Annotated in this window: 13 protein-coding genes; 12 read left to right on the forward strand and 1 reads right to left on the reverse strand. The window is 43.0% G+C overall.

Translation table 11 applies throughout. The annotated features are described in order from the left end of the window. Positions 1–6 precede the first annotated feature (6 nt). The 12 genes from Q0486_RS11280 (at position 7) to Q0486_RS11335 (ending at position 24787) form a co-directional block, all read left to right on the forward strand. On the forward strand, positions 7–1143 hold the full coding sequence (locus Q0486_RS11280; RefSeq protein WP_299233233.1) for a DUF4221 family protein: 1137 nt from the start codon (positions 7–9) through the stop codon (positions 1141–1143). A gap of 4 nt (positions 1144–1147) precedes the next feature. Next, complete coding sequence (locus tag Q0486_RS11285) at positions 1148–2662, forward strand: 6-bladed beta-propeller (RefSeq protein ID WP_299233236.1); 1515 nt, start codon at positions 1148–1150, stop codon at positions 2660–2662. Positions 2663–2779: 117 nt separating this feature from the next. After that, positions 2780–3883 carry a DUF4221 family protein gene (locus Q0486_RS11290; protein WP_299233239.1) on the forward strand — a complete coding sequence of 368 codons (1104 nt, stop codon included), beginning with the start codon at positions 2780–2782 and terminating at the stop codon, positions 3881–3883. 185 nt (positions 3884–4068) lie between these two features. Further along, positions 4069–5103, forward strand: a complete 1035-nt coding sequence (locus Q0486_RS11295; RefSeq protein WP_299233242.1) for a 6-bladed beta-propeller — start codon at positions 4069–4071, stop codon at positions 5101–5103. A gap of 177 nt (positions 5104–5280) precedes the next feature. Then, entirely contained in the window at positions 5281–6435 is a 1155-nt protein-coding gene (locus Q0486_RS11300; protein ID WP_299233245.1) for a 6-bladed beta-propeller, read from the forward strand. A 110-nt stretch (positions 6436–6545) separates the two neighbouring features. Then, positions 6546–7613, forward strand: a complete 1068-nt coding sequence (locus Q0486_RS11305) for an efflux RND transporter periplasmic adaptor subunit (protein ID WP_299233248.1) — start codon at positions 6546–6548, stop codon at positions 7611–7613. Between the two features lie 15 nt (positions 7614–7628). After that, a complete protein-coding gene (locus Q0486_RS11310; RefSeq protein WP_299233251.1) occupies positions 7629–10709 on the forward strand; it encodes an efflux RND transporter permease subunit in 3081 nt (1026 codons plus the stop codon). Then, positions 10690–12177: a TolC family protein gene (locus Q0486_RS11315; protein WP_299233254.1), complete on the forward strand. Its 1488-nt coding sequence runs from the start codon at positions 10690–10692 to the stop codon at positions 12175–12177. The genes Q0486_RS11310 and Q0486_RS11315 overlap by 20 nt, the downstream gene beginning before the upstream one ends. A 13-nt stretch (positions 12178–12190) precedes the next feature. Continuing rightward, positions 12191–15382, forward strand: coding sequence for an efflux RND transporter permease subunit (locus Q0486_RS11320; RefSeq protein ID WP_299233257.1), 3192 nt, complete (start codon positions 12191–12193; stop codon positions 15380–15382). Positions 15383–15602: 220 nt separating this feature from the next. Further along, positions 15603–17171 carry an ATP-binding protein gene (locus Q0486_RS11325; protein ID WP_299233260.1) on the forward strand — a complete coding sequence of 523 codons (1569 nt, stop codon included), beginning with the start codon at positions 15603–15605 and terminating at the stop codon, positions 17169–17171. Between the two features lie 128 nt (positions 17172–17299). Then, complete coding sequence (locus Q0486_RS11330) at positions 17300–22909, forward strand: alpha-2-macroglobulin family protein (protein WP_299233263.1); 5610 nt, start codon at positions 17300–17302, stop codon at positions 22907–22909. Positions 22910–23224: 315 nt separating this feature from the next. Next, positions 23225–24787, forward strand: a complete 1563-nt coding sequence (locus tag Q0486_RS11335) for an ATP-binding protein (protein ID WP_299233266.1) — start codon at positions 23225–23227, stop codon at positions 24785–24787. Here the strand turns inward: Q0486_RS11335 and Q0486_RS11340 are convergent. Next, positions 24782–25651, reverse strand: a complete 870-nt coding sequence (locus tag Q0486_RS11340) for an AraC family transcriptional regulator (RefSeq protein ID WP_299233269.1) — start codon at positions 25649–25651, stop codon at positions 24782–24784. The genes Q0486_RS11335 and Q0486_RS11340 overlap by 6 nt on opposite strands. Positions 25652–25692 lie beyond the last annotated feature (41 nt).

Raw genomic sequence — 25692 nt, forward strand, 5'->3', positions numbered from 1 at the left:
ATTTTTATGAGGTACATTTTAATTTTCTTTTTAAGCCTTGTCACTTTTAGTTGTCAGTTAAAGAAAGCTTCGGAAAGTAAATTGAATATTGAAAGTGATTCTATACTTTTAATTAAAGGTGTGAAACAGTTGTTAATGGATGAGTTGGATTATCCACTTTCAGGTCATATACGCTATTATGAGAGCAATGGGAAATCATATCTTGTGCAAGGAAATGAAAGTCAAAAAATAATTAGAGTTTATGATTATCATTCTGGGGTGAAAAGTTATGAGGAAGTTTTTGAAGGAGCTAAAGGTGAATTCTTTGCTTATAATTCTGATACAGCTTTTGCAATAGCAAATGGAATAAAAAAGTCAACTATATATATGTGGGATAAAGGAAATACTAGCACTTTGAGTATTCCAGTAAATGTAAGTAAAGGACATATAGAACAATATCCGAGATGTAGATTGGATGGAGGAGCCTTTGTGAATGGTAAATGGTATTTTTCATGTTTTCGTTTAGGAGAGTATCCAAATGAAATGCAAGCAGGAGAGGAACGTTTTCCGATTCTGGAGGTTGATTTTAATAAAGGAATTAGTAGATTTATTGGAGCCTATCCAAAGCTGTATGCACAAAACAATATGGGAACTTTGAATTACTGGGTACCGGATATGTGTAGTGAGAATAACGGCAATGAAATATTGGTAGGATTCAAGGCTTCTCCAGAGATGCTACTTTTGAATCCTTCTAATAGAAAGTCACGTTTTGTCTCGGTAAGGAGTATATATGCAGATACAATACCTTTACCATTAACTGAAAAAGGTCGTGATTATTTTTCGGAAAGTGAATCATATTATTACTTTGCACAATATACTCATTATGGCTCCATCTGCTATGATAAGTGGAGAAATATTTATTATCGTTTTGTAGGTATTGGACTTGATGATTGGACTTTAGATTCTGATCCGCTTCTTCAAAATAGAAAAAATTGGTCTATAATGGTATTTGATGAATCTTTCAATAAATTGGGCGAACAATATATAGGTGATTCTTATGTAATAGACCAGCATTTTGTATCTCCTGATGGGTTATATATTTTGAATAAAGATAAGAATGAGGATATTGCAGTTTATACATTATTTCAATATATAAAAGGATAGAAATATGAAATATTATTTGTTGTTTATTTTACTCATTGTATTTGGATGTGTTTCCCGGAAAGATGAGCCAGCAATAAGGGAATTGGAAAATTACTTGGAAAAGGCTGAGACTGATTACTCATATTGTGTAATTATCCCTGGGGCAGGTTGTGAAGGATGCATATCGAATAGTGAGTATTTTGCCAAAGAGTATAGTGGACATTCTGATGTATTATTTATTTTTACAAGAATAGAAACGTTGAAGCTATTAAAACATAAGTTAGGAAATCAGGCATCTTTGAGTAAAAATATTCTATATGATAAAGAAAACAGATTTGAAGTTATAGAAAAAGGAATTAATAATATATATCCTGTTGTTTGTTATATTAAAGACAAAAGAGTAACCGATTGGTGTTATGTTTCTCCTGAACAAAAAGTAGATGTTATAGAAGAAATAAAAAAGAAGTTGGACTCTAAACCTGCTAACACAATAAAGTTGTGTGATTATCTGACTGATAAAGAAAACAAAGATATAACTTTAAGTTCTGTTGTTAAGCGATTAGAGTATGTCCCTTTAAAGACACCTAAAGATTTACCTGTAGATATATTACTGTCTGTAAAAATTTCGGATGATGATATTTTCGTGCTTGACAGATTACAACGCTTGTTTAGATTTGATAAAGATGGAAACTTCTTGAATTTAATAGGAAAGAAAGGTGAAGGGCCGAAAGAATACCTGAGTGTCGTTAATTTTGATATTGATGATAAAAAAGGTGTTGTATATATGCTGGATATCTATAGACATGAAATAAAGGAATATAGTATGTCTGGTAATTATATAAGTAGTATTAAAATACCTAATGAAATTGTTGATGTGACATTCAAAAGTGACTCTTGCTTTATTGGTTATCAGCCGTGGTATATGTCTGATGATAATGTTGATAGACTGATTCTTTTCGATAAGAATTCAGATTATATAAAAACATTCACATTGAATAAATTTGAAAAAAAAGATGATATAAAGATAGATCTATTCCGCATGGCCGAATTTTATAATTCAATTGGAAAATCTTATATAAAAGTTCCTTTTGATAATACAACCTATATAATATCTGAAAACAATCATATTTACAAGGATTTTTGTATAGAGCAAGGAGACCATTTATTACCTAAGGACATAGCTGTAAATACCGAATTATATAATAAGAATCTGGATTCTCAGTATTTATTTGAACTTAATGCAAGACGTATAGAAAATTGGGTTTATATGTCTTATTTTTATAATAAGGAACATAATCGTGTCATATATAATCTTAATTCAAAGTCTTTTTATACTATTTCGAAAGGGCGTGATTTGAAGGGTATAGCCAATGATATAGACAATGGCGCTTCATTTTGGCCTTCATGGGTTGATTCTGGTGTAGCTATAGGCAGTATTGATATTGAAAGTCTTGAAGGTAATTTCCCTAGTGAAATAAATGAAAAATATAAAATGTTTAAAATGTACGATAATCCTGTTTTACAAATAGCATATTATTGATTTGATTATAATGTTGATTGTGTAATGAATGACTTAATTTTTACGAATGAAAAAATGGATTTATACTATTACAAATAGACAGTTACCGATTCTATTTTAAAAAAAACGATATCATTTATGAAAAGAAAATATTTATACTTCCCTGTGGCGTGCCTGCTGCTTCTTTCTTGTAGTCACTCTGCCGACTCTGGAAAAGTTTATACTCTTGACAACTATGACTCTATATCAGTAGTTATAGATTATCCATTGCTGAATTCATATACAAAACTTTCAGCCTGTAAATTCAATGGTGCATCTTTTGCCGGAGGGTATAATCATCTGACACACAGCTTTGACTTTATCAGCCTCTCAGGCAATGATAATTTCTCCATATCTCTGGACAAGGAAGGTGCCGATGGGGTCCTGCCGGCTTCAAGCTTTTGTTTTAACCCATCATGCGCAGTACTGGAGGATGAAAGCGGTATAATAGCAGTATCATATAAAGGTAAGGTTATCAACAGAATTCCGTATTCTTCAATTGATACAAAAAAATACTCTATGAAACCTACAGGAGTTACAATGGGGGGATTGACAAATCTCTCGGTTACAGAATCAGATGTTACTATACCTTTATACCCTGTAAATGTATCTTCAGAGAATTTGTCGACCTACAATATTGGAATGGAATATAACATATCCGAGAATAAGCTTTCTTCAATACCTGTTAATTATCCTTCACGACTTGTTTCACAGATTGAAGGATTTCAGGGACTTGTATTTCCTGGTATTTCTGGTTACCCTGACATGATATTATATAATTTTCCCTGCTCATCATATATTTATATGTATGACAGGCAGAGCGGTGTCACGGACAGTATAAACATGACATCGATGGAAATTCCAGCTGAGTTGTCTCCACTGGATGCAAAATCGCTTAAAAATCCACGTAAGAAATTTGAATTTGAGGGCTTAAGTCCTCGCTATTGCGAACCTCATTATGACTCAAACAGCGGAAAGTATTTTCGTATTCATTATGGTCCAAAATCGAATATGTTTGACAAGAAACGCTCAATTGGTTTGATTGTTATGGACGGTAATAGACGTTCTTCGAGAGAATATAGATTCCCGGATAATTTCTCGGAGAAATATTTTGTAATGGATGGCATTATCTATATCCAGTATAAGAATCCATCGGACGAAAATCACATACAATTTGCCAAAGTGGAAATTAAGGATTTGTGATGGCAAAGATTGTATAATATAAAAGTTAAACCTAACCAATCCAAGAATTGAAAATCGACGAAGTCAAAGGAGATATTACCGATATAAAGTTAATTATTATTTTGAAGCACTACAAATCGGGGATTTGTTGCTTTGTGTGTGAATAAACAATTTTATATAACAAATAAGATTTAGAATTTTATAAAATGCACTTATTTAAAATTACCGGTGCTATATTAATTCCTATTATAGCATCATGTACTAATGTACAGATTAAAAAAAGTTCATATACAGTAGATGTAGACCTGTGCAATGCAATTTCTTTGAAGGAAGAAACATCTTCTTTAGAAGTAATGTGCCTAAATGATTCTCTGTCGGAACATTTCCCGGGTGATATGACAAAGGTAAAATGGACTGGGAATTCTATTCTGGTTTTAGACTCATGGAAAGATCCGGGACTTTATCACTATAACTCTGAAGGGCTTCTTATCAACTCATTTACAAATAGAGGAAACGGTCCCGGTGAATTTGTCAGTGTTGTAGATTTTGATGTCACATCATCGGGAATAATACTTCTGGATACATATTCTGAATCGCAAAGACTGTTTCTGGATAAGAATCTTTCGTTCCTATACAAAAAAGATGCAGAAAAACAATCAAGTCATTTTTTTCAGGAAGAGAGCAAAGACGGCGTCGTGTGGTATGATAGAGGTAATGTAGCTTATGGTGAAAACAAGAACAAGCTAATATATGAAAAGGATGAAAAGAAAAAGACTGTATTGCCTGTACCCGGTGAAATAGAAAATGTAACATTTGCCAGTTATAATGTCTTTGCCGGAATTGCAAATGACACTGTACTTTATTTGCCGGCTGTTGAACCTAGGATATACAAATGTTATGATGGAAAGGCCGAATTGTTTTGTGATTTGAATTTCGGAGATCTATGGCCTGATTTTTCTGGAGTTGACAAAAGCAACCCATTGGAACTTATGCGCAGAATTGTAGACAAAGGGAAGATTTATTCCACAAATATCGTTTCTGACGGCAATGATTTTTCCATTTCTTTCTTCTGTAAAGAAAAATGTTATATAATGTTATTCAGATATCCAGAAAAAGAACCATACAAATTACTTTACGCCGACAAGAATATGATAGAGTCGATCGGTAATCTTGTCTGTATGAAGGATAGTTGCCTCGTTTTTGGAAAGCCTGGTAAAATATTTAAATTCAGGATTAAATGAAGTAAAATTTAGAGCCTGTTTCTATATAAAGAGGAATCGGAATGAAATCAAGGAACATTATATGGAAATTCTTACGGAATAAGATACTATTGTTGTCCTGGCTCAACAAGAACTTGTGTTTCTGCTAAGTGTGCAAATTGTTGATCATTTTAAATTAATTATATTTATAAGAGAACTATGGTAAAGAAAATATTATTTGCAATATCCGTAATAGCTTTTTACGGATGTCAATTTGGTAAAGAAGACTCACAGAATGTATGTACAACGCTACAAGTTGAAACAGAAACTACAGCAGAGAAAGTGAAACTCTCAGAGTTTGCTTCCGGCTCACTTATAATTCTGCCAACATCCGATTCGTTGCTTCTAAATGAAATAAACCGAATTTACATTAAAGACAATTTTGTCTATCTGGCAGACCCTTCTTCATTATACAGATTTTCTGAATCGGGTGAATGTCTGGGATGTATAAGCCGTCAGGGTAACGGCCCTGAAGAATACAACAACATTAGTGACTTCCAGATAGATGGTGAACAGGTTTGGATTATGAGTAGGAACAACAAGAAGATAGGACGATATTCATGGAATAACAAACAAACCGCATGTATAGACAGGAATCTATGGATGGAAAATATATATCTATCAGAAGATACTATGTATGTATACACAGGAAATGATCTGGGGAATGATAATTCTTTCCAGATTCATTCGTTTGAAATCGGATCTCATGAAAACATGAACGGTTTGCATCAGATAGATAGGGACAAGGCAGAATATCTGTTTGTAAAATCGAAGAATATTTTTCACAGGTCGGAAGATGGGTGCTATTTTACACAACTATTCAATGATACTGTATACAGCCTGACTTCAAAAAAGTGTAAACCGGAATTTGTTATGGACTTTGGAGGCAGGAACATACCGTCATCCTTTTTTGCCAACAATTATGAGAATATTATGGATTTCTTTCAGAAACTACACAAAGAAGACAGGTTTGCCTATGGTATAGATTGTTTCATGAATACTGACAAAGGATATTGGGTTGGATATTTCTATAAAGGTCAATATCGCTTGTCATTTGTCCCTAAATCAGCAGACAACAGGCAGTCATGTATAGGAACCGTAATAGTTGACCAACTTTATGACTATCCTGTAAATCTGTCTGATATCACTTTATTTGTTCAGGACGGAAACAGAATTGTTATACCTTTACAGCCTTCGGATATTATGGAATATGCACGTAAGAATCTCTCTGAAGATGAACAGAAGGGTATGGCAGATAAAATCCATTATACAGACGACCAGAATCCGATACTACTAGTAATGAATTTCCAGTAATAGATATATGGTATATCTTCTAAAGGAATGAAAGCTACAGAAAGTAAAGTTTGTTAAACCAGAGAAGCATTCGCTTTAATGGCCGGCTACTATAAATATAATAAAGAAATATGAGAAAACACTACGTATATGTGCTGCTTGCCGCCGGAATGTTGGCAGGCTGCGGCGAGAAAAAAGATGATACTTCCGGAAAGGAAGGAGTGGAAACAGTTTTGCCCTCACAGGTGAATGAGGTCACGGTAATGACACTGAAGAAGACAGCGTTCAGTCATGAACTGGTCAGTAACGGCAAGGTGACGGCCTCGCAGTATGCCGACCTTTCGTTCCGAGTTACATCGGAGTCGGTGGCACACATATATGTGAAGAACGGCGATCATGTAAGGAAAGGCCAGAAGATAGCCGAACTTGACCTTTTCACCCTGAAGAACAGTCTGGAGAAGGCGGAGATAGCGATGCGCCAGTCGGAACTGGAGATGAAGGATGTGCTGATAGGTCAGGGGTATTCACCGGACCGTATGCAGGAAATCCCCAAGGATATAGTCAGCCTTGCAGAAGTGAAGAGCGGTTACGGACAGAGCCGTGCCGCATACGAAATGGCAAGGTACGAGTTTGAACAGGCTGTGATAACCGCACCGTTTGACGGGGTTGTGGCCAATCTTGAATCGCGCAGCTTCAACCGTCCTGACGGTTCGAAGCCTTTCTGTCGTGTGATAGGAAGCGGTGGTATGGAAATAGCCTTCAAGGTGCTGGAAAGCGAGCTGCCGCTTGTGAACAGGGGCGACAGGGTGGATGTGACTCCCTTTGCCGGAACTGCCGGAGCATGCAGCGGTACAGTGTCGGAAATAAATCCGCTGGTGGACGATAACGGACTTGTGAGTGTAAGGGCGAAGGTGAACGGCGGTGCAAGACTGTTCGATGGTATGAACGTGCGTGTAAGCGTGAAACGCTCTGTTCCCGACCAGCTTGTAGTGCCCAAGACTGCCGTGGTGCTGCGTACAGGAAAGCAGGTGGTATTTACCCTGAAGGACGGCAAGGCGATGTGGAACTATATCAGTACCGGACTGGAGAACATGACCGAATATACCGTGACAGGTGACGGCATGGAGGAAGGGGCGCAGATTATTGTTACCGGAAACGTGAACCTTGCACATGAGGCTCCTGTTAAAGTTATACCTTAAAAACATGTCCGTACTATGGTAAGATTTCTGATTAAGAGACCTATAGCGGTACTCATGGCTTTCACGGCCTGCTTCATAGTGGGACTGGTGACTTATTTCTCGCTGCCCGTATCGCTTCTTCCCGATATAGACATTCCGCAGATAACCGTGCAGGTTACCGGCGAGAACTCTTCCGCCCGTGAGCTGGAGAACACGATGGTGGCCCCCGTGAGAAGACAGCTCATGCAGGTGTCCGGACTCAGCGAGATGAGGAGCGAGACACGCGACGGGTCGGGTATCATACGCCTGTCGTTCGACTTCGGCACGAACACCGACCTTGCCTTCATAGAGGTGAACGAGAAGATTGATGCCGCAATGAACAGCCTGCCAAGGGATGCTGTGCGTCCGAAGGCCATCAAGGCGAGCGCTACGGACATTCCCGTGTTCTACCTTAACATGACACTGAAGGATGCGGTTCCGTATCAGGAGACCGACGGGGATGCATTCCTCGAAATGTGTACCCTGGCCGAGAATGTGGTGAAACGCCGTATCGAGCAGCTGCCACAGGTGGCAATGGCCGATATGACAGGTGTGCCGCAGAAGATGCTGCGCATTGTGCCGGACATGGGGAAGATGGAGAGCCTCGGCATGGGACTGGCCGACCTTGAATCCATACTGTCATCGAACAATGTGGAGCCGGGAAGCATGCTTGTGCGCGACGGCTACTATGAATACAACATACGTATAGCCTCAATTCTCCGTACTCCGGAGGATGTGGAGGACATCTATTTTAACCGTAACGGGCTGGTGATACGTCTGGGCGACATATGCGATGTGCAGACCGTTACCCGAAACGAGACGGGACGCTCGCTTGCGGGGGGGAAGCGTGCCGTGACTCTCGCCATCATCAAGCAGGGCGAGGAGAACATGGACAATCTGCGTAAGGAACTGAAGGAAACTACAGACTATTTCACAAGGATATATCCCGACATAGAGTTCGGCATCTCGCGCAACCAGACCGAGCTGCTTGACTATACCATATCCAACCTGCAGCAGAACTTCACGCTTGGATTCCTGTTCATATTCATCGTGGCTGTGTTCTTCATCGGTGACGTGCGTTCGCCGCTTGTCATAGGCATTACCATGATTACATCCGTTGTCATCACCTTCTTCTTTTTCTATATATGCAGGATCTCGCTCAATGTGATCTCGCTTTCGGGACTGATTCTTGCCGTGGGTATGATGATAGACAATGCCATAATAGTGACGGAGAATGTGTCGCAGTACCGTGAGAAGGGCTATTCGCTGAAACGTGCGGCAGTGGCGGGAACCTCGGAGATGATCACTCCGATGCTGAGCTCGTCGCTTACCACCATTGCGGTGTTTGTGCCCCTGGTATTCATGAGCGGTATTGCAGGAGCGATTTTCATGGACGAGGCGTTCTCAATCACTTCAGGACTGATGGTGTCCTATTTCACGGGTATCATGCTGCTGCCTGTGCTGTATGTGCTGTTCTACCGTATGGGCATAAGGAAGCACAACTGGTTTACCGCCAACTTCAAGAATCTGCTCAAGAACGAATGGCTGACACGTTTCTATGATGCCGGCATCGGGTGGGTGTTTGCACACAAGAAGATAACTATGGCGTTTGCGATAGTCTCGCTGCCGCTGTGTGTGCTGATGTTCATGGTGATTGAAAAGGAACGTATGCCGGAGATTGACCAGAACGAGACTGTGGTGGGCATAGAATGGAACGAGAACATACATGTGGACGAGAACAACCGCAGGGTGAACGCAATACTTACCATGACGGATTCGCTTGTGGAGGAGCATACGGCATACGTGGGTATGCAGGACTATCTGCTCGGTACGGAGAACGAACTCTCCTCCGGCGAGGCCGAGCTTTATTTCCGTACAGCGGAGCCTTCGGGTATACCTGCCCTTACGGAAATGCTTGGCAGCAGGATACGCAGGGAATATCCGGCAGCAACGGTGACTTTCTCGCCGCCTGTTACCATATTCGAGAAACTTTTCGTGACAGGGGAGCCTGACCTTGTGGCACAGCTCCGGGCTTCCGACCGCACTTCGACTCCCGAAGCTTCGGATGTCAGGGAGATTGAGGCGGATATCGCAAAAGAGACAGGCTATATGCCTGACGGTACTCCGTTCCGCAGCCAGCTTAACCTGGAGGTTGACCGTAACCGTCTTCTCATATATAATGTGAACTATGACGAGGTGGTAAGGGTGCTGCGTACCGCACTGAAGGACAACCAGGTTTCAACCTTGCGCTCATACCAGCAGTATCTTCCCATAGGTATAGCCGGAAGGGAGATGAGTGTGAACCGTATCCTTGCGGAAACGCTTGTAGAGACCAATGCTGATGCAGTTACAAGGGAAAGGAACCATATCCCTTTGCGCGAGCTGGTACGTATCGTTCCCGACGAGGACCTGAAGGAGATTACCGCCGGACGCAACGGTGAGTATATCCCCGTGAACTTCTATAATGTGGGGAATGTGCCTCAGGTGATGGACGGCGTGCGCAGGGCAGTGGACAGTGACAGCCGCTGGGATGTGTCATTCGGCGGAAGTTTCTTCTCCAACAGGAAGATGATGGGTGAGCTGACGGTAATCCTGCTCATATCGGTGCTGCTCATGTACTTCATACTGTGCGCACAGTTCGAGAGTTTCCTCCAGCCGCTTATCGTGCTTGCCGAGATACCTATGGATATAGCCTTCGGACTGGTGCTGCTGTGGGCTACGGGACATACCATGAACCTTATGTCGGCCATCGGTATCATCGTTTCATGCGGTATCGTGGTGAACGACTCCATCCTGAAACTCGACTCCATAAACGAGTTGCGCAAGGAAGGAATGCCCCTGCTTGATGCCATACATACGGCAGGCCACAGAAGGCTCAGGGCCATCATCATGACCACGCTGACTACGGTGTTCGCTATGGTTCCGCTGCTTTTCACCTCCGACCTCGGTTCGGAAATGCAGCGTCCGCTTTCGGTTGCCATGATAGGCACCATGATGGTGGGACTCGTGATCAGCCTTTTTGTAATTCCTCTTATTTACTGGTTTATATATAGAAAACATGAGAACTGTAAGAAATAGCATACTTTTCCTTCTCGCACTTTGCGGTGCGGGAGTACAGGCCCAAAGTGTCTTAAGACTGGACCTGAAGGAGACCATAACCATGGCCAACGACAGCTCGCTGTCGGCTTTCCGTTATCAGAACATGTATCTTTCGGGATACTGGGAGTATCGCAGCTATAAGGCGGCGCGACTGCCGAGTCTGACCCTGAACATGACTCCGGCGCAGTATTACAGGTACATCACGCAGCGTTATGACTCGCAGCAGGATATCGACGTGTACCGCGAGCAGCAGATGCTCAGCGCTTCTGCCGGACTGAGCCTTGCGCAGAACTTCGACCTTTTAGGCGGTACGTTCTATGTTGACACGCAGCTTGACTATATGCGCAATTTCGGTGATACAAATTCCACTCAGTTCTCTACAGTGCCTTTCCGTATAGGATACCAGCAGAGCCTGCTCGGCTTCAACGCCTTCAGGTGGGACAGGAGGATAGAGCCGCTGAAGTTCGAGAAGGTGAAGAAGCAGTATCTGTATAATGCCGAGAGTGTATCGGAAGAGGCGGTGAACTATTTCTTCGCCCTTGCCATGGCACAGGCTGACTATAAGCTTGCACTGGACAATGTGGCCACCACTGATACACTGTATGCCATAGGCGAGCAGAGGCAGAAAATCGCTTCCATATCACAGGCCGACCTTCTTACCCTGAAACTGGACAGGGTGAACGCGCGAAATACGCTGAAGAATGCTGAGATAGCCCGCAAGCGTGCCATGTCGGCGCTTGCCACATTCCTTAATATGGACCGCAACTCTTATATAGAGGTGGATTTGCCTGCCCGTCCTCGTTATATCGACATACCTGCCGACCGTGCCATGGCTCTTGCCCGTGAAAACAATCCTGCATATCTGGAACAGAGGCAGAACGTACTGGAGGCCGAGCGTGAGGTTGACCGCACTAAGAAGGAGTCGCGCTTCAACGCCAGCTTCAACGCTAGTGTGGGTTTCAACCAGGTGGCCGACAATATCGGCGCGGCTTACCGCAATATGCTGCAACAGGACCTTGTGTCGTTTACCGTATCTGTTCCGCTTGTGGACTGGGGCGTACGCAAGGGCAAGTACAATATGGCTAAGAACAACCTGAATGTGGTGAAGATTGCCGCCCGTCAGGAGGAGATAAGTCTGGAGGAGGATGTGATGATGACGGTGAGCGACTTCAGCGTGCAACAGGATATGATAGCCAGCGCAGAGGAGGCACTCGACCTTGCCGAACTGGCATACGACCAGACACGCAGGAGGTTCATCATAGGCAAGGCCGACATCAACAGTCTGACTCTTGCACTGAACCGCCAGCAGGAGGCACAGAAGAACTATATACAGGCCATGCAGAACTACTGGCTGAACTACTATAAGATACGCAAGCTCACGCTGCATGACTTCGAGTCGGGCATGTCGCTTTCTGACCGTTTTGATTTTGACAACCTGTTGAGATGACATTGGGATGAGTATGAAGGAAAAGAATAAGGAACGTCCGCTTGTGTGGTCGTCGTTTACACTGATAGTTACGTTTGTATGCCTGTCACTGGTGGGTATTGCGCTTGTGCCGCTGCTTCCGGTCAAGCTGTCGCCCTCACGTGACATGCCCGGGCTTTCGGTCTCTTTCTCCATGCCGGGCAACTCTGCAAGGGTGGTGGAGACGGAGGTGACCAGCCGCCTGGAAGGGATGCTGTCGAGGGTGAACGGTATAAGGAACATCACCTCCACTTCCGATAACGGGAGCGGATATATAAGGATAGAGCTTGACAGACATGCGGATATAGATGCCACACGGTTTGAGGTGTCCACACTTATCAGACAGTTGTGGTCGCAGCTTCCCGACGGTGTGAGCTACCCGCTCATCTCCACCCAGAGAAGCGATGACAACGCGTCGCGTCCGTTCATGACCTATACGCTGAATGCTCCGGCCACTCCGATAGTGATACAGAAGTACGGGGAAGAGCGCATAAAGCCCCTGCTTTCGGCATTGAACGGGGTGTATAAGGTGGAACTAAGCGGTGCCACACCCATGGAATGGAGAATAGTGTATGACAATGTGCAACTTGAAAGCACCGGTATATCGGTACAGGATATTCTGGATGCCATCACCGAGCGTTACGGCAGGGAGTTTCTCGGTATATGCGAACTGGAGAAAGGCGGCACTTCCGAATGGATAAGGCTTGTACGTACCACGGAGGGCAGCGCGGACGGTTTCGTGCCGTCGGAGATTGCCGTCAGGTCGAAGGACGGAAACATGGTCCCGCTCGACCGTCTGGTGAGGGTGACACGTACCGAGCAGGAGCCCACATCGTATTACCGTATCAACGGGCTCAACTCTATCTACCTCTCCATTACCGCATCCGAGACCGCCAACCAGCTTGCACTGGCAGAGGAGGTGAAGAAAGTCATAGCCGAAGCTGAAGCCGTGATGCCTCCCGGATATGAGATACATACCGGCTATGATGCCACCGAATACATATCGAAGGAACTTGATACCATTTATTTCCGTACGGGAATAACCGTGCTGATACTGCTGCTTTTCGTGGCGCTTATCACACGGAACATGCGTTATCTGTTCCTGATTGTTACCGGGCTAACCGTCAATATTGCGGTTGCCGCCATACTTTATTATGCCTTCGGACTGGAGATACAGCTTTACTCACTGGCCGGTATCACCATCTCCCTGAACTTAGTGATAGACAATATTATCGTGATGACCGACCATATCCTTAGGAGGCGCAACCTGAAGGCCTTCATGTCGGTGCTGGCCGCTACACTGACTACCATCGGTGCACTGGTCATCATATTCTTCCTCGACGAGAAGATACGCCTGAACCTTCAGGACTTCGCAGCCGTGGTTATCATCAATCTGGGTATTTCCCTGTTGGTTGCGCTTTTCTTCGTGCCGCCTATGATAGAGAAGATAGGTCTTGCCGAGGGAAAACCCCGCCATGTCCGTATGTGGGTAAAGCGTGGCGCGGTATATTTCACACGTTTCTACCGTGGCATGATAATACTTCTGAGCCGGTACAGGGCCGTTGCCTTCATACTGCTTGTATTGGGTTTCGGACTTCCCGTGTTCATGCTTCCCGAGAAGATAGAGGATGCGGAGACGAAAGGCAGATGGGCGGAATGGTACAACAAGGTGTTCGACAACCAGATCTACAGGGAAGACATAAAGCCCATAGTGGACAAGGTTATTGGCGGTTCTTTGCGTCTGTTCGCGGAGAAGGTGTACGACGGCAGCTACTTCAACCGTGACGAGAGTGAGGTGGTGCTGTATATCAATGCCACACTTCCCAACGGCAGTACGCTGGAACAGATGAACGCGCTTATAAAGAGGATGGAGACCTATCTGAGCGAGTTCAAGGAGATACGCCAGTTCCAGACTTCAGTATATAATGCGCGCCGGGCAAGTATCCAGGTATATTTCAAGAAGGAGCACAGCCATACGGGATTCCCATACGTGCTGAAGTCGAATGTAATCAGCAAGACGCTTACCCTGGGAGGCGGAAGCTGGACAATTTACGGACTTCAGGACCAGGGATTCAGCAACGACGTGCGCGAATCGGCAGGAAGTTTCCGCGTGAAGATGTACGGCTACAACTATGATGAGCTTAGCTACTGGGCAGAGGAGATGAAGAAACAGCTGCTTACCCACCGCCGTATAAAGGAAGTGACCATAAACTCCGAGTTCTCATGGTGGAAGGACGACTATACGGAGTTCTATCTTGAGTTCGACAAGCGCAGGATGGCGGAGGAGAACCTTACCTCATACGACTTGTTTGCCGTGTTGCGCCCAGTATTCATGCGCGACCAGTTGGCTGGAAGTATCATCTATGACAACAGTCTGGAGTATCTGCGTCTTTCATCCAGACAGAGCAGTGACTATGACGTATGGGCGTTCATGGCCGTTCCGTTTGTGGTGAATGGGAAACAGTACAAGCTGTCCGACCTTGCCGTGCTTGCCAAAAGCCAGGCACCCAAACAGGTGGCGAAGGAGAACCAGCAGTACCGTCTGTGTCTGCAATATGAGTATATCGGCTCGTCGGAACAGGGAAGGAAGCTGTTGGAGAAGGATGTTGAACTCTTGAAGAAACGTCTGCCTATGGGCTATACCGTGGAAAGTGACAGCGCCTACTGGAGCTGGGGCAAGGATGACAACAGCCAATACTGGCTTCTGTTGATAGTCATCTCCATCATCTTTTTCATATCGGCTATTCTGTTCGATTCGCTGAGCCAGCCGCTTGCCATCATCTTCGTGATACCGGTATCGTATATTGGGGTATTCCTCACGTTCTATCTGTTCGGCCTGAACTTCGACCAGGGAGGCTTCGCATCCTTCGTGCTGCTATGCGGTATTACGGTGAACGCAAGTATCTATATCCTGAACGAGTATAATTCCATAAGAAGGAACTTTCCGAAACTCTCTCCGCTCAGGGCCTATACCAAGGCATGGAATGTGAAGGTCATCCCAATCTTCCTGACAGTGATGTCAACCATACTCGGATTCGTGCCGTTTATGATAGGTGACAAGACTCCGTTCTGGTTCCCTCTGGCTGCCGGAACAATAGGCGGACTGGTGATGTCGGTAATAGGTATCTTTATCTACCTGCCGGTACTGAGCGTGTCTGGGACAATAAGGAAGGCGATAAAGAGATAGGGCATTAAAATTATTCAACTATCTTACTCTTATGAAGAAACGTTGTCTTTCATTTTATTTAAATTGCCGATTTAAACACCACTAAAGTACCTATTGAAATACCACAAAAGTACCGATTTTTATTGTATGAAAGATTAAAAGACTTATATTTGCAGATACTGAGACATATTTCACAGGAAATGTCCTTGCGCAAATTATGAACAATTCAATTTGAAGTGCCATGAAATATCCTATCGGAATACAGAGTTTTGAACGCATTATTGAAGACGGATATGTCTATGTTGACAAGACCCACTTGATTTATGACCTTACCCATTCAGGGAGTATCTATTTTCTGAGTCGTCCGCGCCGGTTTGGAAAGAGCCTGTTGGTATCTACTCTGGAGAATTACTATCTTGGAAGAAAGGAACTGTTCAAAGGGTTGGCTATGGAGAAGATGGAGAAGGAATGGAATGTACATCCGGTATTCCACGTGGATTTCAACGGAGGAAACTTCATGAATCCAGGCGAACTGGAAGGCGTTTTAAAAGAATATATGGAAAGATGGGAGAAACAATATGGGTTGGCCGCTAATGAAGAGTTAGGAATCGGGTTCCGTTTTCGGGATATACTGGAGGCTGCACATGAGCAGACTGGACATAGAGCTGTTGTACTTATTGACGAGTATGATAAGCCGATACTTGATGTGCTGGACACAGATAACACATTGGAAGACCGTCACCGGAATGTCCTAAAGGCTTTCTATTCCGTATTTAAGGTAGCTGATACTCATCTACAGTTCGTATTGCTGACAGGAGTTACCAAGTTCTCGCAGGTAAGCGTATTCAGCGGGTTCAATCAACCCAAGGACATAAGCATGGATACCCGCTACGAAACACTCTGCGGAATTACGCAAGAAGAACTTGACAGTTATTTTGCCGAACCGATAGCTGCCATGGCTACCAAATGCCGTTGCTCTACAGAAGAGATGAAATCCCTCCTGCAACAGAAGTACGATGGATATCATTTCAGCGAATCCATGACCGATATATATAATCCGTTCAGCCTGTTAAATGCTTTGGATAGTCTTCAGCTTCGCAATTACTGGTTCAGTTCAGGTACACCGACTTATCTGATACGCCTGCTTGCCCACTTCAAGGAGAACATGAATGAACTTACAGGAAAATATTATCCACCGGAAGAATTCATCGATTATAAGGCAGATGTGGAACGTCCATTGCCGATGATTTACCAGAGCGGTTACTTGACTATTAAAGACTACGACATGCGAAGGAACAGGTTTCTGCTGGATTTTCCGAACAACGAGGTCAAGAATGGTTTTCTGACCGCATTGGTCGCATCGTATCTGCAACCTAAGAAACAACTGTCCAACTGGATAGACGATGTAGTGGATGCGTTGGAGGCTGGGGAATCGGACACATTATGTACACTCTTTACCTCTTTTTTGGCCAGTATACCTTATACCATGCGACGAAAAGAGGATGAAACAGAAAAGGAGCGTTATTTTCAGTACACCTTTTACCTCATCTTGAGGCTAATAAGTGTATATACAGTATATGTGGAAAAGGTACAGAGCCAGGGACGTGTGGACTGTATTGTAGAAACACCTCAACATATCTACATCTTTGAGTTCAAACTGGACGGTACAGCAGATGAAGCTTTGCAACAGATTGAGAGCAAAGGTTATGCCCGAGAATATGCTGCTGATTCACGGAAACTATTCAGAATAGGTGCTGTATTCTCGTCAGAAACGGGGACTATCGGAGAATGGAAAACGGTTATAATGTAAGTCAATTCTATTTTCTGAGTTGTAAAGAAAAAACATGATTTATACATCTTTTAGCATTAAAAATGCAGCATTTAGGTTTATAAATTGTTTCTTTATATAGACATATAGGTGAAACCAAATCAAATTATATGAAGAAGATTTGTTTTTTTGTGGGACTGATGATGATAGGCATCGTCCTCCCGGTATCGGTTAAAGCTCAGAATTATGACAAAATGTGGAGGGAAGTGGAAGCGCTTCAGAAAAAGGATCTCCCTCGTTCCGTAATAGAAAAATCTGAAAACATTTTCTCATTGGCATTAGCTAAGAAGAACATACCTCAGATGATAAAGGCTTTTATGGTATGTTCAGAATATAAGGTAAGGTTGAGTTCCGACAGTATCCATAAACAGAAAGACATGCTGAAGAAGTGGGCTGCATCGGAACAGGATGCAGTGGGAAAAGCTGTGCTTAACAGCGTTATGGCTATGAATTATGCAGCGGTATCACCTTCTGAGGTTGATTCTGTCATTTCATGTTTGCAACTGTCTTTGAGGGAAAAGGATTTGTTGGCATCACGTTCTGCGGCTTTATATTATCCTGTGGTTGTTTCTAAAGAATTGAGCAAGGAATATTTTGATGACAATATGTATGATTTCCTGGCCCGTCAGGCTGTACGTACACTGTTGTCACTTCCGGCTAGAGGAAATGAACAGAAAATCCACAATGAGATATTAGGTGTTTATGATTCGCTGATAGATTTGTATTCTTTTGCCGAAAGCCCTTATCGTGACAGAGCGGCTGAAGCGCTGACACGTGAGGCACGTCTTGTCTATCTTTCTGACAATTGTGTTTATTCGAAGGATAAAGTTTCTCCGGATGAGGCTGTGAGAATGTTAGATAGTCTGGCATCTGAATATAAGGATGTGGAAGTCTATTGTGATATTATGCTGAAGCTTGCCAATAAGTATAGTTCTCAAGGGAAAAAGGTTGAGGCTATGTCTGAATTGAAAAAAGCTCTTGCTTTATATCCAAATACGGAATGGACTGACGAACTGAATAATACGATTAAGGAGATAGAGTCTCCAAGCCTGGAGATACGTATTCCGTTTGTATATCCCGGATATCGGTCGGATATAGAAGTTTCATACAGAAACCTGACCAGTGTGACGATAGAAGCTTACAGGCTAGGTTTGTCGCCGGTATCGGAAAGACTGCGTGATAGAAAGAACTATGAGCAGTTGATCAGAAAACATGGTGACCGTGTGGCTGTTAATAATTATACCCTTCCGGCAACCGCTGATTATAAATCAAGAACTACCAGATTGAAGTATAAATTGCCTGAGGACGGTATATATATGATGAAGCTCTTCTCAAAGCAGAAGCCAGAGGCAGTCTGCTATGAGGTAGTATATGTATCTCCTTATCAGTGTATTGTAATTCCATTGCCGGGCGACAGAAAAGAACTAGTTGCCGTCGATCGTATGACTGGTCATCCGGTTCCCGAAGCGGAGATACTTTCATACGCATTGAACGATGGTAAATACGAACTGAAGAATGTTTATCCCACTGATGAAAAAGGCTGCGTAGTGGTAAGTACCGCCAAGGATAAACTTGAATATTTCAGTGTCCGTACTTCCGGTAATGATTTTATGAATATCTCAAGCTTCTATTCCGGAGAGCATTTCCTGAGCACAAACGAAGAAACAAGAAAGCAGACAACTATATTCACGGACCGCTCGATTTATCGTCCGGGACAGATGGTATATGTGTCAGGAGTTAAATATGTACAAAAAGGTGATTCCGTTTCTGTACTTAAGGTGGAAGAAGTGACTGTAAGTCTGACCGATACCAATGGTAAGGAGGTGGAGAAGAAAAAGGTTGTAACTGACGACTTTGGAGTTTACAGTGCAGAGTTTGTGCTTAAACAGAATGTTTTGCCGGGATACTTTGGAGTAAAGGCCGACAATGCATATAGCGGTATAAGAGTGGAAGAGTATAAGCGTCCTACTTTCGATGTGGTTTTCGAGAAAAATAGCAGTGAATATTCGCTTGGCGATTCGGTACATACTGAGGCCAGGGCTGCATCATTTGCCGGTGCTCCTCTGCGCATGGCAAAGGTGGAATATAGGGTAGTCCGTATGGAGAATACTTGGTGGAGATATAACGGTACTGAAACGGAAATTTCCATAGGCGAAACAATGACTGATGCCGACGGCAAGTTCCATATAGATTTCTGTCTTGATAAGCCTGACGGCGATTTGCAGACTGCAGATTATGCGTATTACAGATTTAATGTAAAGGCTACGGTAACAAGCCTTTCCGGTGAAACTCAGGTAGGAGAGTATTCCGTATCTGTCGGTGATAAATCGCTCGATTTGAGTATTTCTGATTTGCCTTCCAAAGTGGCAAAAGAAAGAATCGGTAAGATCCGTTTTGATGCTTTCAATTGCGAAAGGATGCCGGTAGAAACAACTGTCAGATATTCTGTTTTCAAGCTTGATGAAGAAGGCAAGATATCAGGCAAGGCTGTGTTCAGTGGTGAGGAAAAGGCTCAGAATTCATTTGTGCCTTACTCATTCAATTCTCTTTCTTCAGGGAAATACCGTATCAGGATTTCCGCTTCAGATTCCAAGGGACGTGAGGTTACAAAAACTCAGGATTTCGTTTTGTTCTCCCTTGCAGACAGTATTCCTCCTTACCGGACTGTAGAGTGGTTCTATCAGGACGGTGATTCGTTTGATGAAGGTAGGTCTGTCAATTTCTATATAGGCAGCTCCGAGAGTGATGTCTATATGATGCTTGATGTGTTTACGGCTGGAAAAAGACTTGAAAGCCGTAGGATAACATTCTCTAATTCAATACAGAAGTTCAGCTACAGATATAAGGAAGAATATGGTGACGGTATAACTGTATGTTTCTCTTTTATGCGTCAGGGAGTATTGTATAAGAAGGTGGTAAGTCTTGTAAAGCCTGAACCTGAGAAGAAGCTCAACGTCTCATGGGAAACATTCAGAGACAAGCTTGTTCCCGGACAGAAGGAGGAATGGAAACTCACGGTAAGGAATAAAGACGGGGAGCCTGTCAATGCTTCTATGTTGGCGTCTGCTTACGATGCTTCTCTTGACGAACTTTATTCCCACGGTTGGCATTTCGGATTGTATTTTGGAAGAAAGATACCGCGTGTATGGATGCAGAGTCTGAATGTGTATGACAATCCTTATATGCGTGTGGCTTACGCTTATGTAAACGGCAGCAATGGAATCGATCTTATCTATGGTGACGGATTTACACAGTTTATACCTTTCTCATGGGGATATTATGCTTCGCGCGGAATGATTATAGCCAAGGCACCGTCAAATAATATATTCCAGGCAAAAGAAGCTTCATTTGATATGGCTGGACAGAGTTATAACAGGAAAGCATCAGTGGAGGAAGCGGATATGAATCTGCCTGTTGAAGATGCCGTAGAGGCAACTGACGGAAATGTGTCTCATGCCCTTCGTGAGAATTTCTCTGAGACCGCTTTCTACTACCCGCGTCTGCGTACAGATTCTGCCGGAACAGTGACTATGTCGTTCGTAATGCCTGATGCATTGACCGAATGGACTTTCAATGGTTTTGTACATACGCAGAACATGGATTACGGATTTGTAAAGGCGTCGTTTACCACTTCCAAGCCATTTATGGTGCAGCCTAATATGCCTCGCTTTGTCAGGGTAGGTGATGAATCGTCCATTTCATCATCTCTCATCAATATGTCCGATGAGGATATCAACGGAAAAGTCACTATGACTCTTTCCAATCCGGTCAACGGACAGGTTGTCTATACCAAGACAGATACTTTCAGTGTACGTGAAGGGGAGACAGGAGTTGTGACATTTAACTATAAGGTTTCCGAAGGTGTGGATGTTCTGGTTTGTACTGTCATGGCTGAGGCTGGCGAATTCAGCGACGGGGAGCGTCATTACCTTCCGGTATTGTCTGACAAACAGATAATTGTAGAGAATATTCCTGTTCAGTTGAGAGGCGATGAAAACAAAACAGTTTCTACGGGTGGCTTGTTCAACGGTGGTAGCAATACTGCTACAAACAGGAAACTGACCATAGAAATGACGGCAAATCCACAGTGGTATGTCATTCAGGCCTTGCCTGTGCTTGGAACACCTTCGTCTGATGATGCAATATCGTGGGCTACGGCTCTTTATGCCAATTCATTGTCTTTGCATATTGTGAAATCCAATCCTAAAATCAGGCAAGTGTTCGATTCATGGATGGCACAGGGAAAAAATGAAAAGGATTTATGGTCGGAACTGTCAAAGAATGAACAACTTAAAAATATCATCATCGAAGAAACCCCATGGTTGGCTGATGCTGAGGATGACGCTTCGAAAAAACAGCGTATTGCAATGCTTTTCGATGTAAACGCAATGAACGACAGACTCTCTACGGCTGTTGCCAGTCTTGCCAAGTTACAGTTGGCTGACGGTTCGTGGCCATGGTTCAAGGGTATGACTTCAAGTTCTTACATCACTCTTCGGATAATGGAGTCGTTGGCCAGACTCAAGGCTTTGGGAGTATCATTCAATTATCAGATGAACGATATGTATAAGAAAGCTCTTGGATATCTGGTTTCCAAAGCTGCCGGGTGTCATGACAGTATGCTTGAAAACAAGAACGCTTACGTGCCTCAGAATATGATTATGAGCTATCTGTATATATGTGCTATAGACGATGAGGCTGTAACTTCTGCAGATGCCAGGATAAACAATTATTTCATTGACTATTTTGTTGGAAAGTCTGCATCGCTCGACATAAATGAAAAATCGGTATTGGCCACCATTATGGACGCGGCAGGAAAGAAAGACGAAGCGAAAGTCCTTCTACAGTCTGTTATGGAATATATGGTAAGCAATGATGAGATGGGTTCATATTTTGATACATACAAGGCCGGATATTCTTCGTTCGATTACAGAATACCGGTTCATGTGTCTGCAATGGAAGCCATCATGCGTTTGGGAGATAATAAAGAAATTTTGCTTGACGATATGCGTCTGTGGTTGCTGAAGCAGAAACAGGTACAGGTTTGGGATACTCCGGTTGCATCTGTAAATGCCATTTATGCGTTTCTGGCAAGTGGAAGTGATGTGCTTGATTCAGGCTCTGCTATTACAGCAGAGGTTACGGGTAAAACTTATACCACACCGGATGATGCGATAGGACATGTTTCTGTATCATTGCAGGATTCTGATATCAGGAAAACAGAGAATATTGAATTCTCAAGAAAAGGTACAGGTGCCGGATGGGCTTCTGTCTGTTCACAATGTCTTGAAAACATCGAAAAAGTGAAATCATACAATGGTGAAGGTTTGAGAATAGAACGCAAGTATTTATGCGATGGAAAAGAAGTTTCATCGTCTTCCTTTTTGTCTATAGGCGATAAAGTTACGGTATGCATAACAGTAAGTGCAGACCGTGATATGGATTTTGTACGGATAAAGGACGAGAAACCTTCATGTCTTGAGGTTGCATCCCAGCTCTCTTCTTATTCTTGGGCAGAAGGTCTTTCATTCTATCGTGTAAATAAAGATGCGTCTGTAGAATTTTTTATCGACCGTATGCGTAAAGGTTCCTATACTATACGTTATGATGCATACGTGGCACGTTCAGGGAAATATGTTTCAGGTCCGGTATCTGTCATATCAGTTTATGCGCCGCAATTCGGTTCACATGGGGAATCTTCAGTTATTACGATAAAATAAGTTTACCTCGACACGGTCGTGCGGAGATCTCCACACGTTCGTGTCGAGTACTCCACACGGCCGTGTGGAGATTAATTCTTTTGCTCATAATAGAGCCTTCGACAGATTTATTATACCAGATTCTCGTATGTTTGTTTATTAAAGGAATTTACGTGGAAATAAATAACGGAAGATAAATACAGGCTTTCGGATATTTTCTTTATTTTTGTAAAAGTATATGAGAATCTTGGTTAGGAACCAATAACCAACAACCGATACCTATCAACCAGTTACCTTAGCTCTTAATTTTTTATTATTAATTTTTAATTGAATAATATGAAATACCCAATCGGAATGCAGAGTTTCGACCAGATAATCGAAGACGGTTATGTCTATATAGACAAGACGGATATGGTTTATAGTCTGGCGCATGAAGGAAAGATATACATTCTGAGCCGTCCTCGCCGTTTCGGAAAGAGCTTGCTTTTATCAACACTTAAGAACTATTTTCTAGGAAGGAAAGAACTTTTCAAGGGGTTGAAAATAGACGGTCTGGAAAAGGAGTGGAAGGTTTATCCTGTGTTCCATTTGGATTTCAACGGAGGAAACTTTACCCAAAAAGGCATATTGGAAAAATGGATAGGCGGATATATCAGTTCGTGGGAACGTGAGACGGGTTTTAAAACAGACAGTGAACAGCCGTTGGGCATGCGTTTCATTGAGATTCTGAAATATGTCCACGAGCAGAGTGGAAACCGCGCAGTGGTGCTTGTAGATGAATACGACAAACCGATATTGGACGTTCTGGACGTTGACAGGAATCTTGAGGAGGAGCACCGCAATATTCTGAAAGGTTTCTATTCAGTGTTTAAGAGGGCTGACGAACATCTGCAGTTTGTGTTCCTGACGGGAGTGACAAAATTCTCGCAGGTAAGCGTGTTCAGCGGTTTCAATCAGCCTAAGGATATCAGTATGCATGGCAAGTATGAGGCCCTTTGCGGTATAACGCAAGAGGAGCTGGACGCTACCTTCAGGGAACCTATAGAGAATATGGCCAAGGTTTACAGATGCTCATACGAAGAGATGCGTGAACGGCTGAAAGCACAGTATGACGGATATCACTTCAGTGACCTCATGACAGACATATACAATCCGTTCAGCCTGCTTAACGCTTTTGATGCGGAAAGAATTTCGGACTACTGGTTCAAGAGCGGCACACCTTCATATCTTATCCGTCTGCTGTCCCACTCTAATGAGAACATGAACGACATCACGGGAAAGTATTATGCCCCGAAGGAATTCATCGACTACAAGGCTGACGTGGAACAGCCTCTCCCGATGATTTATCAGAGTGGATATCTCACAATAAAGGAGTTTGATATAGATTTTGGCTTGTTCCTTCTGGATTATCCTAACAAAGAGGTAAAAGAAGGGTTTCTTTCATTGATAGCCTCAAAGTATTTTAATAATGGTGATATGATATATCCTTGGATAAGGGAAGCAGCAGTTTTTTTGCGGAAAGGTGACACGGAAGGATTCCGTACCGGCTTGACATCTTTTCTAGCAAGTATTCCTTATACCATGCGCCGTAAGGAGAACGAACGTGAGAGGGAACGTTATTTCCACTATACCTTCTATCTGATAATGCGCCTTATAAGTGTTTATACAGTTTATACGGAAAAGGTGCAGAACCAAGGTCGTGTGGACTGTATAGTAGAAACTCCGGATTATGTATATATCTTTGAGTTCAAGCTTGACGGTACGGCAGATGAGGCTATGCGCCAGATAGAAGAAAAAGGCTACGCACGCGAATATGAATCGGACAGCCGCAAACTATATAAGATAGGTGCCGTGTTTTCTTCCGAGACGGGAACAATAGAGGACTGGAAAATATTATAACTCCAATATCTTCCTTCTGTATTCTGTCGGAGTAACTCCTGTAACCCCTTTAAAACATCTGTTGAAATGGACAGCCGACTCGAAACCGCACTCCATACTGATTTCTGAAATGTTAAGACGATCATCGGATAGAAGTTTGCAGGCATATCCTATCCTCATGTCGGTGATGTATTGTTTCAGTGTCTTTCCCGTGTTGTCCTTGAAGTATCTGCAAAAAGCAGATGGATTCATGGCTGTGTATGAAGCTATTTCATCTAGAGTTATGTTATCGGTATATTTCTTGTTTATGTATGCCACAACCTTTTCTATTTTCTTGTTCTTGAATTCGGCAGGTACAGGATTATAGTTTGGCGATGCGGCAAATTCCCTCTTTTTTATCATCGACAGCGATTGCAGCAGTTGGAGAAAAAGAATTATCTGTTCCATACCTTCTGCTTCGGGAATCTGTTTAAGTAATGATGAAATCTCAGGCTTGTTCTTTACGGAAATCTTCACACCTCTGTTCGATTCGTTAAGAAGATTGTTGATATTGATAAACTGTATGTAGTGTGTAAAGGAGTATTGCATGAAATCTTTCTCAAACTGTATAATCGTGCCGTTCACCCTTAAATTATCGTCTTGTGCATATTCAGGCGGGTTATGCATACAGTGTGGAAGTGTAGAGCCGAACAAAAGTACGGTTTCGTCCGAATAGTCTATAAAATTGTCACCTATAATACACTGTCCGTAGCCTTTTTCTACGTAAAGAATTTCGTATTCTCCATGGAAATGCCATGGATAAGTGAACGACTTGTAATCGTATGCCCTAGCCTTTATGGGATTCGAATCCGAAATGTGTAATTGCTCGTTTACTATCTTTTTCATCGCATGTATTGAGATTTGCTTTAGGTGCAAATATAAGTAAA

The sequence above is a fragment of the uncultured Bacteroides sp. genome (genome assembly GCF_937912035.1).
Classification (GTDB): Bacteria; Bacteroidota; Bacteroidia; order Bacteroidales; family Bacteroidaceae; genus Phocaeicola.

Bases quoted from the DNA above. Each gene is read 5' to 3' on its own strand.
- Q0486_RS11315 (WP_299233254.1), top strand. From the start codon at position 10,690: ATGAGAACTGTAAGAAATAGCATACTTTTCCTTCTCGCACTTTGCGGT.
- Q0486_RS11295 (WP_299233242.1), top strand. From the start codon at position 4,069: ATGCACTTATTTAAAATTACCGGTGCTATATTAATTCCTATTATAGCA.
- Q0486_RS11325 (WP_299233260.1), top strand. From the start codon at position 15,603: ATGAAATATCCTATCGGAATACAGAGTTTTGAACGCATTATTGAAGAC.
- Q0486_RS11300 (WP_299233245.1), top strand. From the start codon at position 5,281: ATGGTAAAGAAAATATTATTTGCAATATCCGTAATAGCTTTTTACGGA.
- Q0486_RS11340 (WP_299233269.1), bottom strand. From the start codon at position 25,651: ATGAAAAAGATAGTAAACGAGCAATTACACATTTCGGATTCGAATCCC.
- Q0486_RS11320 (WP_299233257.1), top strand. From the start codon at position 12,191: ATGAAGGAAAAGAATAAGGAACGTCCGCTTGTGTGGTCGTCGTTTACA.
- Q0486_RS11280 (WP_299233233.1), top strand. From the start codon at position 7: ATGAGGTACATTTTAATTTTCTTTTTAAGCCTTGTCACTTTTAGTTGT.
- Q0486_RS11335 (WP_299233266.1), top strand. From the start codon at position 23,225: ATGAAATACCCAATCGGAATGCAGAGTTTCGACCAGATAATCGAAGAC.
- Q0486_RS11285 (WP_299233236.1), top strand. From the start codon at position 1,148: ATGAAATATTATTTGTTGTTTATTTTACTCATTGTATTTGGATGTGTT.
- Q0486_RS11330 (WP_299233263.1), top strand. From the start codon at position 17,300: ATGAAGAAGATTTGTTTTTTTGTGGGACTGATGATGATAGGCATCGTC.
- Q0486_RS11290 (WP_299233239.1), top strand. From the start codon at position 2,780: ATGAAAAGAAAATATTTATACTTCCCTGTGGCGTGCCTGCTGCTTCTT.
- Q0486_RS11310 (WP_299233251.1), top strand. From the start codon at position 7,629: ATGGTAAGATTTCTGATTAAGAGACCTATAGCGGTACTCATGGCTTTC.
- Q0486_RS11305 (WP_299233248.1), top strand. From the start codon at position 6,546: ATGAGAAAACACTACGTATATGTGCTGCTTGCCGCCGGAATGTTGGCA.